Annotated in this window: 17 protein-coding genes and 3 pseudogenes; 19 read left to right on the plus strand and 1 reads right to left on the minus strand. The window is 34.2% G+C overall.

Features of this window, described 5'->3' with window-relative positions:
- Window positions 1–34 precede the first annotated feature (34 nt).
- The 19 genes and pseudogenes from AC5KOD_RS20970 (at window position 35) to AC5KOD_RS21060 (ending at window position 17,638) form a co-directional block, all read left to right on the plus strand.
- The gene (locus tag AC5KOD_RS20970; protein WP_496916540.1) at window positions 35–349 is read left to right on the plus strand and encodes a YdcP family protein; all 315 of its coding nucleotides are present in this window, start codon (window positions 35–37) and stop codon (window positions 347–349) included.
- 17 nt (window positions 350–366) lie between these two features.
- Window positions 367–744 carry a YdcP family protein gene (locus AC5KOD_RS20975; protein ID WP_496916541.1) on the plus strand — a complete coding sequence of 126 codons (378 nt, stop codon included), beginning with the start codon at window positions 367–369 and terminating at the stop codon, window positions 742–744.
- Complete coding sequence (locus AC5KOD_RS20980; protein WP_496916542.1) at window positions 741–1,019, plus strand: hypothetical protein; 279 nt, start codon at window positions 741–743, stop codon at window positions 1,017–1,019. The genes AC5KOD_RS20975 and AC5KOD_RS20980 overlap by 4 nt, the downstream gene beginning before the upstream one ends.
- Window positions 1,020–1,196: a hypothetical protein gene (locus AC5KOD_RS20985; protein WP_496916543.1), complete on the plus strand. Its 177-nt coding sequence runs from the start codon at window positions 1,020–1,022 to the stop codon at window positions 1,194–1,196.
- A complete protein-coding gene (locus AC5KOD_RS20990) occupies window positions 1,193–2,590 on the plus strand; it encodes an FtsK/SpoIIIE domain-containing protein (protein ID WP_496916544.1) in 1,398 nt (465 codons plus the stop codon). The genes AC5KOD_RS20985 and AC5KOD_RS20990 overlap by 4 nt, the downstream gene beginning before the upstream one ends.
- Before the next feature lie 191 nt (window positions 2,591–2,781).
- Window positions 2,782–3,966, plus strand: a complete 1,185-nt coding sequence (gene mobT, locus AC5KOD_RS20995) for a MobT family relaxase (RefSeq protein ID WP_496916545.1) — start codon at window positions 2,782–2,784, stop codon at window positions 3,964–3,966.
- The gene (locus AC5KOD_RS21000; RefSeq protein ID WP_496916546.1) at window positions 3,963–4,253 is read left to right on the plus strand and encodes a hypothetical protein; all 291 of its coding nucleotides are present in this window, start codon (window positions 3,963–3,965) and stop codon (window positions 4,251–4,253) included. Before mobT ends, AC5KOD_RS21000 begins: the two co-directional genes overlap by 4 nt.
- Window positions 4,253–4,474, plus strand: a complete 222-nt coding sequence (locus AC5KOD_RS21005; RefSeq protein ID WP_009925525.1) for a hypothetical protein — start codon at window positions 4,253–4,255, stop codon at window positions 4,472–4,474. Before AC5KOD_RS21000 ends, AC5KOD_RS21005 begins: the two co-directional genes overlap by 1 nt.
- Before the next feature lie 345 nt (window positions 4,475–4,819).
- The gene (locus AC5KOD_RS21010) at window positions 4,820–5,320 is read left to right on the plus strand and encodes an antirestriction protein ArdA (RefSeq protein WP_496916547.1); all 501 of its coding nucleotides are present in this window, start codon (window positions 4,820–4,822) and stop codon (window positions 5,318–5,320) included.
- Between the two features lie 336 nt (window positions 5,321–5,656).
- Window positions 5,657–7,180, plus strand: coding sequence for an AAA family ATPase (locus AC5KOD_RS21015; protein ID WP_496916548.1), 1,524 nt, complete (start codon window positions 5,657–5,659; stop codon window positions 7,178–7,180).
- A 41-nt stretch (window positions 7,181–7,221) separates the two neighbouring features.
- The gene (locus tag AC5KOD_RS21020; RefSeq protein WP_496916549.1) at window positions 7,222–8,007 is read left to right on the plus strand and encodes an HNH endonuclease; all 786 of its coding nucleotides are present in this window, start codon (window positions 7,222–7,224) and stop codon (window positions 8,005–8,007) included.
- A gap of 79 nt (window positions 8,008–8,086) precedes the next feature.
- Window positions 8,087–8,479: a conjugal transfer protein gene (locus AC5KOD_RS21025; protein ID WP_496916550.1), complete on the plus strand. Its 393-nt coding sequence runs from the start codon at window positions 8,087–8,089 to the stop codon at window positions 8,477–8,479.
- The gene (gene tcpF, locus AC5KOD_RS21030; protein ID WP_496916551.1) at window positions 8,463–10,916 is read left to right on the plus strand and encodes a conjugal transfer ATPase TcpF; all 2,454 of its coding nucleotides are present in this window, start codon (window positions 8,463–8,465) and stop codon (window positions 10,914–10,916) included. The genes AC5KOD_RS21025 and tcpF overlap by 17 nt, the downstream gene beginning before the upstream one ends.
- Window positions 10,913–12,508: pseudogene (locus AC5KOD_RS21035) on the plus strand (CD3337/EF1877 family mobilome membrane protein); the annotation flags it as partial. The gene tcpF and the pseudogene AC5KOD_RS21035, both read left to right, overlap by 4 nt.
- A 464-nt stretch (window positions 12,509–12,972) precedes the next feature.
- Window positions 12,973–13,563, plus strand: a pseudogene (locus AC5KOD_RS21040) (lysozyme family protein); the annotation flags it as partial.
- A gap of 159 nt (window positions 13,564–13,722) precedes the next feature.
- Entirely contained in the window at window positions 13,723–13,953 is a 231-nt protein-coding gene (locus AC5KOD_RS21045) for a hypothetical protein (protein WP_496916552.1), read from the plus strand.
- A 349-nt stretch (window positions 13,954–14,302) separates the two neighbouring features.
- Entirely contained in the window at window positions 14,303–16,171 is a 1,869-nt protein-coding gene (gene ltrA, locus AC5KOD_RS21050) for a group II intron reverse transcriptase/maturase (protein ID WP_496916553.1), read from the plus strand.
- 121 nt (window positions 16,172–16,292) lie between these two features.
- Window positions 16,293–16,718, plus strand: a pseudogene (locus AC5KOD_RS21055) (C40 family peptidase); the annotation flags it as partial.
- Between the two features lie 17 nt (window positions 16,719–16,735).
- Window positions 16,736–17,638, plus strand: coding sequence for a conjugal transfer protein (locus AC5KOD_RS21060; RefSeq protein ID WP_496916554.1), 903 nt, complete (start codon window positions 16,736–16,738; stop codon window positions 17,636–17,638).
- Window positions 17,639–17,672: 34 nt separating this feature from the next.
- Here the strand turns inward: AC5KOD_RS21060 and lepB are convergent, their stop codons facing one another.
- Window positions 17,673–18,215, minus strand: coding sequence for a signal peptidase I (lepB, locus tag AC5KOD_RS21065; RefSeq protein WP_496916555.1), 543 nt, complete (start codon window positions 18,213–18,215; stop codon window positions 17,673–17,675).
- Window positions 18,216–18,305 lie beyond the last annotated feature (90 nt).

Here is an 18,305-nt window from a genome sequence, read left to right on the forward strand (position 1 = left end):
ATAATTTAATTTTAAAAAGGAAGAAGGAAAAATAATGGAACTAAAACACATTATTCCAAATATGGAACAAACCTTTGGACAACTCGAATATGCAGGAGAAGGAGCGGTTGAACAACGCCGAATTAATGGCAGACCAACAGTCCTTTCTAGAAGCTATAACTTGTATTCTACCATTCAACGAGCAGACGATATTGTGGTTATTTTACCTGCTGATGCAGGCGAGAAGCATTTTGAGGTAGAAGATAAAGTCAAATTGGTTCATCCTAAAATTATAGCGGAAGGCTATAAAATCGGGACAAGAGGATTCACCAATTATGTCATGCACGCTGATGATATTGTGAAGGCATAAGAAAGGGAGGAAAAACAATGAGATTAGCAGAAGGAATTGTAATTGAAAAAGAAGCAACGTTTGGTTTATTGAAGTTTTCAGCTTTACGCCGAGAAGTGCGTATTCAAAATGAAGATGGTACAGCATCGAACGACATTAAGGAACGTACCTATGATTTAAAATCAACAGGTCAAGGACGCATGATTCAAGTGAGTATACCTGCATCAGTTCCGCTTAAGGAATTTGATTATAACGCAGAGGTCGAGCTCATTAATCCAGTAGCAGATACAGTGGCAACTGCGACATTTCAAGGAGCAGACGTGGATTGGTATGTAAAAGCAGACGATATTCGTTTAAAAGAGAAGAAAAAGCCATCAATTCCATTGTCTAAAAATGTGAAGGAGGAATCAGCATGATGCAACAATCCATTCAAGGAACAATGATCGGTATGGATGAATTTCTCAAAGATTTTGAAGAAGTAGTGTCATCTGATGCTCCGATTAATCAAGATCAAGTAGTGATAGAGGTGATTGAGCATTGTATAGAAAATCAAGATGCTGTATTCGGTTTAATTCTTGATGAAGAAAAAACAAAAGAGAAAAAAGCGATGTCTTTTGATTTTGCCTGTGCAGGAGAAGAAACTTCGAATGAGCTGGTCATTTTTTATCTTGATTATCACGAGGCAAGCTAAATGGATGAACTGATTGTTAACTTAGTTTTAGAACAAATCAAAGAAGCTGAGGCATTAGGTCAAAAAGTAGTCCACGTTGAATCCTATCAAGCATTATTAAACTATCATGTAGCTTGCTTAGAAGTTTTGTATGATGATATTTCTCGTGCCAATCAGCAATTGAGGGATTTCACATGAAAAAATTATTAAATTATCGTGGAAAGAAAATCAAACCTAAAAATAAATACCTTGTTTATCACTTCGCCTTAGTTTCATTGGTTCCTGTTTTTTTATTAGTGATAGCTTTATTTTATAGACAGTCACTTCTTGAAATGAATTGGTCTGACTTTAAACTATTAGATGCCAATATCCAACTGAATATTCCCTATTTGATAAGTAGTGTCCTCACTGCTTTTTTTGTTTGTCTATTAGTCGTGGGTTTCTATTCTTATTATGGAATAGATCATTTAAAACAGCTACAGCATCGCCAAAAACTCGCGAGAATGCTACTTGAAAATGGGTGGTATGAATCAGAGCAAGTTCAATCAGAGTCATTTTTCAAAGATTTGGGAAAAAACAAGACAAAAGAAAAAATCACTTATTTTCCAAAGGTTTATTATCGGTTAAAGGATGGCTTGATTCACATTCATGTAGAGATTACGATGGGAACCTATCAAGATCAATTATTACGGTTAGAGAAAAAATTGGAAACAGGACTGTACTGTGAATTGGTCGATAAAATTTTGAAGGATTCTTATGTGGAATATACCTTGCTTTACGATACTATCAATAGTCGAATCACTATTGATGAGGTACAGGCAATGAATGGCACACTAAAATTGATGGACTCAGTTCTTTGGGCATACGATTCTTTACCTCATATGTTGATTGCTGGCGGAACAGGTGGTGGCAAGACGTATTTTATTTTAACGATTATTGAAGCCTTGCTACAAACCAATACGACTATTTATGTGCTTGATCCAAAGAATGCGGATTTAGCAGATTTAGAAACCGTCATGCCAAATGTCTATTACAAGAAAGACGACATGATTGCTTGTTTAAATCAGTTCTATGATGAAATGATGGAACGAAATGAAACGATGAAGCAAATGGAAGGCTATAAAACAGGAGAAAATTATGCGTATCTAGGGCTACCAGCCAACTTTTTAGTATTTGATGAATACACCTCGTTTATGGAAATGATTGGACGTGAGAGCCTTGAGGTTATGAGTAAATTAAAGCAAATTGTGATGTTAGGACGCCAAAGTGGCTTCTTCCTCATTCTTGCCTGTCAGCGTCCTGATGCAAAATATTTAGGCGATGGTATTCGCGATCAATTTAATTTTCGCGTTGCTTTAGGAAGAATGTCTGAATTGGGCTACTCGATGATGTTTGGGGAAACAGACAAAGACTTCTTCTTAAAGCCCATTAAAGGGAGAGGCTATGTAGATGTTGGAACTAGTGTCATTAGTGAATTTTATACGCCACTTGTGCCTAAAGAACATGATTTTTTAAAGGCAATAGAAGAGTTGATACAAACCAAACAGGCAGGCGCAGTGACTTGCGAAGCAAAGGTTGCTGCGCCTGACTAGTTTGTCATTGGTGTGGCGTTAGCCACGCCAATGTTTTAGCCCCCCATATCTAACAGGGGGGCACAAATACGACTATAAATAGTCTTTTATATTGACTGAACCCTTGATTTAAAAGGGATTCATATTTATTTAAGCAGTTGTCCGATGGTATGTAAAAGTGGACAACTGCTTTTTTGATTGGAGGAAGGCAAGTGACTGATACAACCCTATGGATTCAAGAGCTCAAGGAAAAACGGAGGGCTTTTGGGTTATCTCAAAATAAATTGGCAACAGCAGCAAGTATTAGTCGATCGTATTTAAACAGTATCGAAAATGGCAAAGTATTTCCTACAACGCAATTAAAAGAAGCACTGTTCAATGCATTAGAACGATTTGATCCAGATAATCCATTGGAACTGTTATTTGACTATGTTAGGATTCGGTTTCCAACGACTAATATTCAGCACATCATAGAAGTGATTTTACGAATCGATATGGATTACATGATTCATGAAGACTATGCCTTTTATGGCTATCAAGAGCATTATCGCTTTGGTGATATTGTGGTGATGATTTCCTATGATGAGACTAAAGGAGTACTTTTAGAGCTTAAGGGAAAAGGCTGTCGGCAATTTGAAAGCTTCCTGTTAGCACAGCATCGAAATTGGTTTGATTTCTTTCGAGAGTGTTTAAAAGAGCAGTGTGTCTTCAAAAGAATAGATTTAGCTATTAATGACAAAGTCGGGATTTTAGATATTTCCACATTAGCACAGAAGTGTAAGGAAGAAGAATGTATTTCAGTTTTTCGTACGTTTAAAAATTACCGTTCAGGAGAATTGGTGCATCGTGATGAAAAGCAAGGAATGGGCAATACGTTGTATATTGGCTCTCTTAAAAGTGAAGTTTACTTTTGTATTTATGAAAAAGATTATGAGCAGTATGTGAAAAATGACATTGCTTTAGAAGAAGCAGAGGTCAAAAATCGTTTTGAGATTCGCTTGAAAAATGAACGTGCAGCACATGCAATAAATGATTTACTAACCTATGGGGATGCTGAAAAGACAGCATTCGACATTATCAATCGTTATATTCGTTTTGTCGATAAAGTTGAAACAAAACGACGTTCAGCGTGGAAAACGAATGAACAATGGGCATGGTTTATTGGAAAAGATCGGGGTGCTTTACGCTTAACAACGAAACCAGAACCGTATTCATTTGATCGCACATTAAATTGGTTGAGACGACAAGTCGCTCCAACCTTGAAAGTCGCTAAGAAAATTGATCAGCATAATGGGACGGAAGTGATTGATGAAATGATCAGAGAAGCTCGTTTAAATGAGCGTCATGAAAAATTATTAGAACAACAGGTTACTCCCGTAGAGGATGTGATTTTATGAGTCGGCTGACGTTGGAATTAAAACAATTTGGTTTCTTCTGTGGGATCGAAAATCAATTGTATTTGTTAGATACAGGCAAATGCACAACCCTCATTATTGAAGGCTTCAAGAAGCCACAGTCGATTTACTATCAGTATGATTTTTATAAACAGACGTTTTATCCTCACTATCATAATAAAATAACTGTTTATGGAGAACGGCTGTCACCGATTTACTTATTGAAACGAGTTCAACGTTATTTTGCAAATCGTTACAACTATTTAGAAGAAAGGGGGAAGCAATTCTAATGAACTTTGGACAAAATTTATATAATTGGTTTTTATCCAATGCTCAATCGCTAGTGTTAATGGCGATTGTGGTCATTGGTATTTATTTGGGCTTTAAACGAGAATTTTCTAAGCTGATTGGCTTTCTTGTGATTGCCTTAATTGCAGTTGGGCTAGTGTTTAATGCAGGCGGCGTGAAGGATGTGTTGTTGAATATTTTTAATAAGATTATCGGAGCTTAATTTGTTGGAACAATCGTTTTTCCAACAAAAAAATACTTAATAAAGTGAGTCGAACGCTTTGGACGCAATACCCGGTAATGTGCCACTAATTAATAAATTTGAAATTATGGCGCTTGCTACATTTTCACCTATATTTTTCATGGACATCTTCTCCTTTTTACAATAAAAAATGTAACTAGCTATGAATATTATGACAAATAGTATAAACCATAGTGCCACATTCAAGGATTGCAAGTTGTTTAACCCCACGCAGAGCGCCCAAAACGTTCGAGATACATCAAGTATACCAGAATGTTAAATTTATAATCAATAAAATCTCATTTTTTTAGAAAGGAGATATCTAGCATGGAAATGCAAGTCTATATTGCTAATTTAGGGAAATACAATGAAGGTGAACTAGTTGGCGAATGGTTTACACCACCTATTGATATTGACGAGGTAAAAGAGCGAATTGGTTTAAATGATGAATATGAAGAATATGCAATTCATGATTATGAGTTGCCATTTGAAATTGATGAATACACCTCAATTGAGGAAGTTAATCGAATATGTGAACTGGTGGAAGAAATAGAAGGAACGCCCATCTATGATGAATTATCAGAAATCCAAGGGTATTGGTTTAATAGTGTGGATGAATTACTAGAACATGTAGATGATATTATTTGTTATTCTGACTGCGGTGATATGGAAGATGTTGCGCGATATTATGTTGAAGAAACAGGTAGTTTGGGCGAAATACCAGATCATTTACAGAACTATATTGATTATCAATCATTGGGAAGAGATATGGAAATAGAAGGGAACTTTTTAGTAACATCTCATGGGGTATTTGAATATGTAGGTTGAAACTTTTTTAGAATATGTTTAGTTAAAATCATGAAAAAGCAAAAATTTTGTTTTTTAGGTCTAGAACTAGAGACTAAGTTTTTAAATGAGAATATTTACTAGGTGTTGATTATTCAGGTTGTACATGAAAAACGTATAAAAATCTCTTTTTAATTCAAAATAATTGATTTCTATTATTGATAAATGATTTTTACACAAAAAGTGAATAATATGTATTAAATTGGTGTGCATTAACTTATAATAGTATTTATAAAGTGTTTTATTTTTTAACTTATAGTATACAAATTAATAAAACAACACATAATTTAAGTTGAACTATTAAAAGGAGATGTTTTTTTGCAATTTTATTTTAGTACAGTATTTAACTATCAAAAAGAAGGAATTCAATTTATCGCAGATAATTGGAATGATTTTGGGTATTGCACTTTATATGATGCTTTTTACTTAGACGAAGATAGAAAACAACATAAGATTGGAAGTGTTAGTTTTGCAACTCTCAAAGAATCCCAAACACTTTTCTTGAATAAAGGTGATAAAAACTGGGTATCATATAGATCATTGGATTATCTTCCTAGTGAATTTACGGAACTTGACAATAATTCAATTTCTTTAGGAAGTATTGAATATTATGAGAGCTTGTATAAACTATTTTCGCAATTTCAAGTGAAAAATATTCTATCACAACTAAATGATATTGCTTTTAATCTGAAATTATATGAAGAAAATAAAGAGTTTGATGTTATTACTACATCTTTTCTTAGAGGAAGTAATTCATATAATTTAAAACAACAATTACATCGAGTTGCTAGAAATGGCGTTCGACAGATACCATTTAGTTTTGATTTAAAGTATTCAGTCAATAGTAAGGTAGAACAATGTTTTTCTTTTAAAGTTGATCCAGATTCATCACTTCCAACAAATGTTTATAGTCTTATAGGAAATAATGGAACAGGAAAAACAACAGTTATTCAAGATATTGTAAAGTGTTATTTAAAAAAGTCTGAAACATCTAGTTATCTAATAAATAATAGCACAGTTAAATTAGCGATATACGATGATTATGAAAATGAAACATTTGAAAGTATTTTATTTATATCATTTAGTGCTTTTGATCAATTAAAAGGCCAATATTTTGATAATCCAGAACAAATAGATAATTTTAAATATATTGGAAATAGTATGTTCTGGGAAGGTCGTCAGACAATGAAAAATCCAGAAGAGTTAGCAAAAGATCTTATTAGTAATTTAAGTAAAATAAGGAAATCACCTGAAAGAATTGCTCTTTGGGAGAAAGAAATAATAAAACTTTCTTTTGATTCTGAAATTAGTACTTTTATAAACAATTTTTCTAATAATGAACTTCCTAGTATTAGTAGTATTTCTATACTCAGTTCAGGACAAAAAATGATTCTTTTAGGATTATCTGCATTAGTTTCCCAAATTGAAGAAAAGACTTTAATAATTATTGATGAACCAGAATCATATTTACACCCGCCATTAGTTTCTGCATATATTAGAATTCTATCTGATATATTAGGTCAGAAAAATGGAGTGGCGATTATTGCTACCCATTCACCAGTAATTCTACAGGAGATTCCAAAAGAATGTGTTTGGGTTCTTGAGAGAGATTTTTCAAAAAAACTTACAATCAGACATCCTAAAATTGAAACTTTTGGTGAAAATATTAGTATTATAATGGACGATGTTTTTGGTCTGGATATAAGAAACTCGGGTTTTTATCAATTTTTATCTCAATTAAGTGATCAACAAGTTGAGACTGCAAAAACATTAATTGATGATAATAGACTAGGTTCCGAAGCAAATTTATTTATGCAGATTTTTTTGGAGGAAGAAAATTAAAATGTTTGATAAAAAAGAATTACCTACTATAAGTGTAAAAAATGTTATCAGTGCTATCAAGAAATCATATGTTGCAGGTGGTGGATACGCTTCAAAAATATATTGATCAAATGATCACACACGAAGAATGTTATATTTCCTCAAAAAAAAACTTCTATAATATTTCTTCTACTGCCAAAGTAGATCAAGTTACTAATAAAATTGCTATTTACTTTTATAATGACAAAATTGTGAAGAAAAAAATAGATAGAATTTATAATTCTTTACTACAAAATAATAACTCAACATGTCCGATATGTGGAAGTCATGCGGATACTCTAGACCATGTCTTACCGAAAACTGATTATACACAATATACAATAACTCCTATTAATTTAGTTCCTCTTTGTTCGAGATGTAATAGAAAAAAAGGTTCTATAGTTTCTAGCGGTAACAGTGGAGAAGTTATTTTTCATCCATATTTTAATGACTACCATGAAATGGATGGCTTGAGAATTACTTATAAAATAAACCGTAAAAAGAACTTTGTACCATATTATTATTTTGAATCATTTGCAAGCAAAGAATGTGTATATAATTTTGACATAGTTTTTAAACTTAATGAGGTTTTGAGTGCTTTAGCAATAGATGAAATAGCTAAAATTTCCAGAGTAATATTAACAAAAAAAGCTATTGCTAAGGAATTGAAATCTAAAGCTCAGAAATTGATAAATCTAAAAAAGAATGGACTTATAGAAGATTTAGATGAGCCTTGGAAAATCCTTCTTTATGAATTATTAATAGATAATTTTGATGAGTTTTATGAATATGAAATTTTTAGAAAATAATATTTTAAAATTTAATACTAACGGAGTAGTCGGATTTTTTAAAGACTACTCTTTTTTATTTTTGAAAGGACGTGAAATAATGAAAAAAATAAGAAGTTACACTAGTATCTGGTCAGTAGAAAAAGTGATCTATGCTATTAACGATTTACAATTACCATTTCCCATTACATTCACTCAAATGACCTGGTTTGTACTCTCAGTTTTATTTGTCATGATGTTTAGCCAAATACCCCCACTATCATTCATTAATGGCGCCTTCTTAAAATATCTCGGACTACCAGCTGCCTTTACATGGTTTATGAGTCAAAAGACCTTTGATGGAAAGAAACCCTATGGCTTTCTAAAGTCGATTATTTCCTATTTGCTTCGACCTAAATTAACGTACGCCTTTAAACCTGTCAAACTAAAAAAGCAGAAAATGAATGTAGAGCTTACTATTGTTAGGAGTGAATATTATGGCGTATCCGATTAAATATATTGAAAATAATTTAGTATTCAATCAAGATGGTGAATGCTTTGCGTATTATGAATTAATTCCCTATAATTACAGTTTTCTAAGTCCAGAAGAAAAGTTTCAAGTACATGATAGCTTTCGACAGTTGATTGCTCAAAACAGAGATGGCAAAATACATGCGTTACAGTTAAGTACAGAAACCAGTATTCGAGCCACTCAGGAGCGCTCAAAAAAAGAAGTCACAGGAAAATTAAAAGAAGTCGCCTATCAAAAAATAGATGAACAGACAGACGCGTTAGTAGACATGATTGGAGACAATCAAGTAGACTATCGCTTTTTTATTGGCTTCAAATTATTACTGAACGAACAAGAGCTAACGATTAAAAACATTAGCCAAGAAATCATGACAGTACTAAAGGATTTTTTCTATGATGTCAGCCATAAATTAATGGGTGATTTTGTTTCGATGAGCAATGAGGAAATTGAACGATTCTCAAGAATGGAAAATCTGTTAGAGACTAAGATATCTAGGCGGTTTAAAATTCGTCAATTAGATAAAAATGATTTTGGTTACATCATTGAACATCTTTACGGTCAAACAGGGACACCCTATGAAGAATATGAGTATCATTTGCCAACTAAGAGAAGGAATAAAGAAACCTTAGTCAAACGCTATGATATTTTAAAGCCGACTCGCTGTTTAATTGAAGAAAATCAACGTTATATCAAAATTGAAAATGAAGATCAGACGACTTATGTAGCTTATTTTACGATCAATTCGATTGTAGGAGAATTGGATTTTCCTAGTAGTGAAATTTTTTACTACCAGCAACAACAGTTTACTTTTCCGATAGACACCTCAATGAATGTAGAAATCGTAGCGAATAAAAAAGCTCTTTCTACCGTTCGCAATAAGAAAAAGGAGCTGAAAGATTTAGATAGCCATGCGTGGGAAAGTGACAATGAAACGAGCTCTAATGTAGTGGATGCATTGGACTCTGTCAACGAATTAGAAAGCAATTTAGATCAGAGCAAGGAATCCATGTATAAATTAAGCTATGTGGTTCGTGTCTCTGCTAGTAATTTAGAGGAATTAAAGCGTCGCTGTAATGAGGTCAAGGATTTTTATGATGATTTGAGTATTAAATTGGTTCGTCCTTTTGGCGACATGCTTGGTTTGCATAATGAATTTATTCCTGCGTCAAAACGGTATATCAATGATTATGTTCAGTATGTCACCTCTGATTTTCTGGCAGGGTTAGGCTTTGGTGCCACGCAAATGTTGGGTGAAAGTGAAGGGATTTATGTTGGCTACAATTTGGATACCGGACGGAATGTCTATCTTAAACCAAGCTTGGCTAGTCAAGGGGTGAAAGGGTCGGTCACCAATGCCTTGGCTTCTGCCTTTATCGGAAGTTTAGGTGGCGGAAAATCCTTTAGTAATAATCTACTTGTTTACTATGCTGTCCTTTTTGGCGGTCAAGCAGTGATTGTTGATCCGAAAGAAGAGCGGAGTAATTGGAAAGAAACATTGCCTGATATTGCCCATGAAATTAATATTGTAAATCTCACAAGTGAAGCTGCCAATAAGGGGCTACTTGATCCCTATGTTATTTTAAAACGTCCTAAAGACAGTGAAAGTTTAGCGATTGATATTCTGACCTTTTTAACAGGGATTTCTAGTCGAGACGGTGAAAAATTTCCTGTCTTACGAAAAGCTATTCGACGTGTTACCAAAAGTAAAACACGTGGTTTATTACTTGTTTTGGATGAGCTACGAAACGAAAACACAACCATAAGTAATCATATAGCCGATCATATTGAATCGTTTACGGACTATGATTTTGCTCATTTACTATTTAGTGATGGAACCGTTGAACAATCCATTAGTTTAGATAAGCAGCTTAACATTATTCAAGTGGCGGATTTAGTGCTTCCTGATGCCGAAACTGGTTTTGAAGAATACACAACAATGGAATTGTTAAGTGTCGCGATGCTCATTGTCATTAGTACTTTTGCTTTAGACTTTATTCACTCTGATCGTTCTATCTTTAAAATCGTTGACTTAGATGAAGCTTGGTCATTTTTACAAGTGGCTCAAGGAAAGACCCTTTCGATGAAGCTAGTCCGCGCTGGTCGAGCAATGAATGCAGGGGTCTATTTTGTGACGCAAAATGCAGACGATTTATTGGATGAAAAATTGAAAAATAATCTTGGGTTAAAGTTTGCATTTCGTTCAACAGATATTAATGAGATCAAAAAGACCTTGGAGTTCTTTGGTGTGGATAAAGAGGACGAGGGCAATCAAAAGAGATTACGCGACTTAGAAAATGGACAATGTTTAATTTCTGATTTGTATGGACGTGTAGGTGTCATGCAATTTCATCCTATCTTTGAGGAATTACTTCATGCCTTTGATACAAGACCACCCATCAGAACAGAGGTGGAGGAATGAAAAAGAAACGATCAATTCTGAAAAGAGTTTTACTTATCATAGCATTGAGTACTATTTTCATTGTAATAGGCTTGATTATACTAGGAACGATTGTTCAAGCAGCTGGTTTAGTAGATGATACAGTGGATGCCAAAAATATCTATTCTATGTATAGCTTAGATAATTACCAACTTGATTTTTATGTGGATAATTCTTGGGGGTGGCTCCCTTGGAATTGGGGGGATGGGATAGGCAAACAAGTCATGTATGGCTTATATGCGATTTCCAATTTTATTTGGACAATCTCTCTGTATCTTTCAAATGCGACAGGTTATCTCATACAAGAAGCTTATAAACTAGATTTTATTTCTCAAACAGCGGATGCCATTGGGAAAAATATTCAAACTATTGCAGGCGTTACGAAGCATGGATTTTCAAGCTCTGGTTTTTACGTAGGTTTTTTATTGATTTTAGTACTGGCATTAGGTATCTATGTCGCCTATACAGGTTTATTGAAACGTGAAACCAGCAAAGCAATACAAGCGGTGATTAATTTTTTACTAGTCTTTATTTTATCTGCGTCTTTTATTGCTTACGCCCCTGACTATATCAAGAAAATCAATGAATTCTCTTCTGATATCAGTAAAGCGAGTTTGGACGTGGGGACAAAAATTATTTTACCTCATTCCGATTCCAAGGGAAAAGATAGTGTCGATTTAATTCGTGATAGTTTATTTTCGATTCAAGTCGAGCAGCCTTGGTTATTACTTCAATATGATAATTCTAATCGAGAGGAGATTGGAGAAGAGAGAATCAAGAAGCTAGTTTCAACTAGTCCAGATTTAAATGACGGCAAGGATCGCGAAAAAATTGTAAAAGCTGAGATAGAAGAGCAAAAAAATAATCAGTTAACCATTACTAAAACCATTAATCGTTTAGGGATGGTTTTTTTCTTGTTTCTCTTTAATATAGGGATTTCTATTTTTGTTTTTTTACTGACGGGTATCATGATTTTCTCTCAAGTGCTCTTTATTATCTATGCGATGTTTTTGCCGATTAGCTTCTTATTAAGTATGATTCCTAGCTTTAATGGGACAAGTAAAAAAGCGATTATGAAGCTGTTTAATGTCATTATGATGCGTGCAGGGATTACCTTGATTATTACGGTTGCGTTTAGTATTTCCACGATGCTGTATTCCTTATCAGCTAGTCAACCGTTCTTTATGACCGCTTTCTTGCAGATTGTGACGTTTGCAGGAATCTATTTTAAATTAGGTGATTTGATGAGTATGTTCTCCCTTCAAAGCAGTGAGTCTCAAGGTGTTGGCAAGCAAATTATGCGTAAACCACGTATGATGATTCACCGTCAAACGCGAAACCTACAGCGGAAATTAGGGCGTTCAATGGCGCTTGCTGGTTTAGCAACGGCAACTACTTCTAAAAATCCAAAAACTAAGGTACCGAAAAAGAATGCTCCTAGTTCGGAACACGCTTCTAAATATCAAAATCGAAGTGTTAGTAGATCAACTGCTAATCAGCCAACCTTAGCTAAGAAATTAGGCCAGACTACAGGGAATCTCTTAGACACGAAACAGAAGCTAACAGACAAAGCAGGGCTGATGAAAGAACAAGTGAAAGGTCTTCCGACTCAAACAAAGTACGCGCTTCATCAAAAGAAAGAGGGAACCAAAGAAGCGATGAAGCAGTTCGCAACTACCGCTAAAACGACCCCTAAACTAAATCATCAAGAACGCTTGGCTCAGCAACGACAACATAGAGAAACAATTGTGCAAAAACGTTTAGAGCTGGACAAAACTAAGAACGCTCGGAAGTCAACTACTTCAACCATGCCAACTAGAAATATGAAACTAAAACGACCGGAACACCAACGTCCTAATGTACCGCCTAAATCAGAAAATAGACCGAATCAACCAAGTGTCTCTTCAAGAGCAACGACTCAGATTAAACGTACTAATCAACCTATACCGACAAAATTCACAAAAACACCGACTCAATTAAACAAGAAGCGAGTGTTAGTCAAGCCTAAAAAAATAAACAACAGGATAAGGCGTTAATCATGAAACTATTAAAATTAAAGCTTGTCATAGGTGTGATGAGTCTTTTTACTGTTCTTTTTGGCGTATTATTTTGTGTCACGCTTTTCTTTTCTGATGAGGAAGAAAATGGCAACAGCACAGATTCTCTTACAGGGTTAGATGTTTCGTCTGACGTATTGGCACATAAACAGACGGTCGAAAAATACTGTAAAGAATATGGTATTTCTGAATATGTTTCATATATCTTAGCCATTATGCAAGTAGAATCAGGTGGGAAAGGTCAAGATGTGATGCAAAGCAGTGAATCGCTTGGATTGGCACCGAATATATTGTCGACAGAGGCTTCGATTAAACAAGGCTGTAAGTATTTTTCGGAGCTTTTAAGCTCAGCTAAAGCGAAGGGAATTGAGGATATCAATGCCACAATTCAGTCCTATAACTATGGGGGAGGATTTCTTGATTATGTATCGTCCAAAGGTAAGAAGTATTCATATGAATTAGCAGAGAGTTTTTCAAAAGAAAAGTCTGGTGGGGGTAAAGTAAACTATCCCAATCCAATCGCTATTCCAATTAATGGTGGTTGGCGTTATAACTATGGCAATCAATTTTACGGTGCGACACGTTTCTAACTGAAAAGGTTAGGCACTTATACTAAAAAAGCGTGAATCAAATTTTAGTGAAGGAGAACTAATATTTCGAGAAGTGGAATGACGGAGTAACGCCCTGAAACGCTCCTCTAATACTCCGACTAGCAATCAGGACATAGTTAAATGGTTGTTAGAAGCTCGGTGAAGTCGGTTGAAAGTTACCGTAAACAAATTTATTTGTACGAAAGCTATTCAGAGGTGGATAGTGTAACGGATAGATCGGGAGTCTATAAACTATTCAAGGTGAGAATGTTTGAAAAAGAACTGACGAACTTGCGAATGAACGGGTCTATAACTGGACGGTATAGAAATGTATCGGATTCTACCACAATCAGTGGGAACGGATGTTTATAGTGGTTAAGTAAGATGCGTAGATATGAACAACCATGCAGTATTAAAGGTACTGGATATAAACAGGCTCAAAGTAAGCACCTAAAAATAGAAATGAAATAGATAGAAATATTGGAACGTGGAAAACTGACAACGTGGAGGAAACTATATTCCTAAGAATCGTTCAAGTCGAATAAATAAGCTTGTTCATGTCAGTGAGAGTAGTGGCACAGTACCTATGAAATTATAGAAATATAATGGAGGGATAGCCACAAGTCAAAGAATCAATGTTTATAAAAGATGTTATTCATAGAATCGAGTATGACCAAATAAACACTGCCTTCTATCCGATAGTAAGAAAGGTGGTAGTGCTATGAAAGAAACTAAAACCAATAAAACACTCCGGCACATGGAATACTATGATATGACTGATGATTTTGATGAACTCTATTTCAAAAGTGAAAACAAGATGATTTTTAGTGATTTAATGGGTTTTGTGATGAAAGCTAACAACATAAAACTAGCCTACAGAAATATTAAGAAGAATCGCGGTAGTTACACCGCTGGTGTAGACAAGCAGACGATTAAAAATATAGAAGCTATGGAAGAAAATGAATTTGTTAAAACAGTTCAAACACGACTTTTTTCTTACTCACCTAGAGCGGTCAAAAGAGTTGACATCCCTAAACCTAATGGAGAAACTCGTCCTTTAGGAATTCCAACGATTATGGATAGAATACTTCAACAATGTATTTTGCAAGTTCTGGAACCTATATGTGAAGCTAAATTTCACAATAATAGTTATGGATTTCGACCAAATCGATCGGCTCATCACGCTATAGCTAAGTGCTACCGACTGATGAATATTAGTAAACTCCAATTTGTAGTAGATATAGACATTAAAAGTTTCTTCGATAATGTCAATCATTCTAAGTTAATCAAACAAATGTGGACACTAGGAATTCAGGATAGGTGGTTACTCAGAATCGTTAGAGCCATGCTTCGTGCTCCAATTATTTTACCAAATAAAAAAGTTCTTCATCCTAAAAAAGGAACGCCACAAGGAGGAGTACTTTCTCCCCTACTTTCCAACATCGTACTAAACGAATTGGATTGGTGGATTGTTTCTCAATGGGAAGATATGCCTGGCAAAAGTAAATCTGCAAGAGTATTGGACAGAACTGCCGAAGGCAAAGGATTAGACAAGGGCAATAAGTATAAAGAGTTACGAAAATCGAATTTAAAAGAGATTTATATTGTTCGCTATGCAGATGACTTTAAGATATTTTGTAGGAAAAGAAGTCATGCCAATGCCATTTACTATGCAGTAAAACAATGGCTTCATGCCAGACTGACCCTAGAAATTAATGAGGACAAATCCAAGATTATTAATTTAAAGAAAAAGTCTTCTGAATTTTTAGGATTTGAACTAAAATTGATGCGCAAAGAGCAAAAATATGTAGTCGAGTCACATGTGAGCAGAAAATCACTAAAAAGAATCCATAAAAATTTAAAAAATCATCTTAAAAAGCTAATGAAACCAATAAATCAAAATACTCAACTGGATGAATTAAGGAAGTACAACTCTATTGTTATTGGCATTCATTTTTATTATCGTGTCGCTACACAGGTTAGTGCCGATTTTGCCAAAATTAACCAGTCAATCAGTCGTGTTGTTAACAGAAGACTACCAACTAAAAAAGAAGGGAACATTTTAAATCTTTTCATCAAAAAGTATTATGGAAAAAGTAAACAAGTTCGATGGCTACAAAAAAGCCCTATCGTACCTTTAGGGTATATAAAACATCGGAAAGTGATGTCATTAAATTCTCGCGTAAATAAGTATACAAAAGAAGGCCGTCAATTTATTCATAAGACACTTGATTTTAGTCCAGCAACTCTAACACAGATGATGATTGCATCAAAAATCAAAAGAAGTATTGAATACATTGATAATCGGATTTCAAAATATAGCTCTCAACGAGGGAAATGTGGTATTACAGGGGAATTGTTGGATTTGACTGATATTCATTGTCATCATATAGTACCTAAACATTTGGGTGGCTCAGACAAATACCAAAATTTAATTATTCTCCATCAAGACATTCATAAATTAATACACGCAAAAAAACAATCCATAATTACTCTCTATTTGAAACGATTCAAGTTGTCTAGTCTTCAAATTGAAAAAATTAATCAATTACGAGTGCAAGCTAATAATAGTGTTTTAATGGTCAATTAAAGAGACGGCATAATTTATAAACAGAACTTTGATGGAACGCCGTATGAGGTGAAAGTCTCACGTACGGTGTGGAGCGGGGGAAAATCTGGAGATTATTTCAAAGGATTACCTATCGCTATTCAAATTGGTTTCGCAATATCTAGCTACTGGAGTAACAAAATTTGATGATAAAACTGTTCAAGCCATTATGGATGAAGCGCTAAAATATCAAGGATTCCCTTATGTCTTTGGCGGTGATCGACCAGAAACCAGTTTTGATTGTAGTGGGCTAACAAAATGGTGTTATGGAAAGGCAGGTATTGTGCTTCCTCGAATTGCCCAAGCTCAATATGATGCAACTCAGCATATTCCACTATCAGAAGCTAAAGCAGGAGATTTAGTCTTTTTTCATTCAACCTATGCTACGTCTGATTATGTGACGCATGTCGGCATTGTTGTCTCACCGACCCAAATGTATAATGCTGGCGATCCGATTGGTTATGATGATTTAACGTCTTCCTATTGGCAACAACACCTTATTGGCGCAGGAAGAATCATCAATAAATAGAGAAAGGAAAACACACAATGAAAATTAAAATAGAAAGAAAAGCAAAGGTGCCAAAACAAAAAAGAGTTCCTACTGTAAAAGTGGGGACACATAAAAAATTAGTTACACTATTGTGGTGTCTTTTGATTGTTAGTCTTTGTTTTGGTATCTATAAGAATTTTACAGCCATTGATCAACATACGGTTCATGAGAAAGAAATCATTGAACAGCGTGTGATTGACACGAGCAAAGTTAAAAGTTTTACAGAAAATTTTATTCAAGAATATTACTCGTGGGAACACAACCAAGCTGCTTTAGATAAACGAAAAGAGAACTTGAAAATGTATCTAACAGAAGAGCTACAGACTCTAAATTCTGATGTGATAAGGACAGATATTCCAACGAATTCTAAGGTAGAGGCTATCCAATTTTGGGATATTCAGCAGGTTGATGATACTAACTTTGACGTTCTATTTTCTGTTAAACAATTAATCTCTGAAAAAGAGAAAAAGCAAACGGTTGATTCAGTTTATACATTGACTGTTTATGTCGATAAAGCGAATAACATGGTCATTACGAAGAATCCAACGATTAGTAGTAAACCGACGAAAGCCTCTTATGAACCTAAGAAACTAGAAACTGATGGAACAGTTGATGCTAAAACAACAGAAGAAATCAACTCGTTTTTAGAGACTTTTTTTAAGCTGTATCCTAAAGCAAGTGAGAAAGAGTTATCCTATTATGTGAGTGAGAATGCCTTAAAACCAATAGGAAAGGATTATGTTTTTGTGGAATTACTTGATCTAATTTATACAAAAAAAGAGAATCAGGTAGTCGTGCAAGCTTCTGTAAAATACTTGGATCAAAAAACGAAAATGACGCAGATATCACAGTTTGAATTGATTTTACAGAAATTGGAAAATTGGATAATTATTAATTAGAGGGAACAGTTTATAGTTTACTATAAACATATAATTACTTAACTATCCCAAACTGATCTAAAGGAAATAGTCTAAAAATGACTACTCGAAAATTTTTGTCACGTTCAATTGTTCCAATATAACGACTATCTTTTGAATTTGTTCGATTATCTCCTAATACAAAATAATGATTTTTCGGAATTAAGTAAAGTTCTTCCTCATTTCCGTAACGAAAGTCTACAGTTAGAGGCTTATCTGTTAATCCTTCTTTATAGGTTTCAAGAAACGGTTCATCTATGGGAAGACTATTTATGTATAATTGATCATTTTTGTACATGATAGTTTCTCCTGGAAGACCGATAACTCTCTTAATAAAATAGTTTTTTTCATTAGGAGCTTTAAATGTAACTATATCAAATCTATTTACGTCACCAATCTTCCTTGCATAAAGTCGATCTTTATCCTTTAAAGTTGGCATCATTGAACTACCTGACACACTAATAGGCATAAGTAAAAATGAATATATTAGAAAGATAAAGATTAACGTTCCTAGTAGAAAGAAAGCATCATTTTTAGTCCACTTAAATTTTTTTAGCATAGTTTTTTCCTCAATTCTGTAAGATATTTTATAAACGTAAACAAATTTAAAACGTATAAAGTGAGAACATCAAGAATAAAGGAAGGATAT

This window comes from Vagococcus sp. WN80Y, from assembly GCF_059621045.1.

Coding starts and splice junctions, on each gene's coding strand:
- AC5KOD_RS21045 (WP_496916552.1), top strand. CDS start 13,723: ATGGTTGTTAGAAGCTCGGTGAAGTCGGTTGAAAGTTACCGTAAACAA.
- AC5KOD_RS20980 (WP_496916542.1), top strand. CDS start 741: ATGATGCAACAATCCATTCAAGGAACAATGATCGGTATGGATGAATTT.
- AC5KOD_RS21060 (WP_496916554.1), top strand. CDS start 16,736: ATGAAAATTAAAATAGAAAGAAAAGCAAAGGTGCCAAAACAAAAAAGA.
- AC5KOD_RS21020 (WP_496916549.1), top strand. CDS start 7,222: ATGTTATCAGTGCTATCAAGAAATCATATGTTGCAGGTGGTGGATACG.
- AC5KOD_RS20985 (WP_496916543.1), top strand. CDS start 1,020: ATGGATGAACTGATTGTTAACTTAGTTTTAGAACAAATCAAAGAAGCT.
- lepB (WP_496916555.1), bottom strand. CDS start 18,215: ATGCTAAAAAAATTTAAGTGGACTAAAAATGATGCTTTCTTTCTACTA.
- AC5KOD_RS20975 (WP_496916541.1), top strand. CDS start 367: ATGAGATTAGCAGAAGGAATTGTAATTGAAAAAGAAGCAACGTTTGGT.
- AC5KOD_RS21010 (WP_496916547.1), top strand. CDS start 4,820: ATGGAAATGCAAGTCTATATTGCTAATTTAGGGAAATACAATGAAGGT.
- tcpF (WP_496916551.1), top strand. CDS start 8,463: ATGGCGTATCCGATTAAATATATTGAAAATAATTTAGTATTCAATCAA.
- AC5KOD_RS21000 (WP_496916546.1), top strand. CDS start 3,963: ATGAGTCGGCTGACGTTGGAATTAAAACAATTTGGTTTCTTCTGTGGG.
- AC5KOD_RS20970 (WP_496916540.1), top strand. CDS start 35: ATGGAACTAAAACACATTATTCCAAATATGGAACAAACCTTTGGACAA.
- ltrA (WP_496916553.1), top strand. CDS start 14,303: ATGAAAGAAACTAAAACCAATAAAACACTCCGGCACATGGAATACTAT.
- AC5KOD_RS21005 (WP_009925525.1), top strand. CDS start 4,253: ATGAACTTTGGACAAAATTTATATAATTGGTTTTTATCCAATGCTCAA.
- AC5KOD_RS20990 (WP_496916544.1), top strand. CDS start 1,193: ATGAAAAAATTATTAAATTATCGTGGAAAGAAAATCAAACCTAAAAAT.
- AC5KOD_RS21025 (WP_496916550.1), top strand. CDS start 8,087: ATGAAAAAAATAAGAAGTTACACTAGTATCTGGTCAGTAGAAAAAGTG.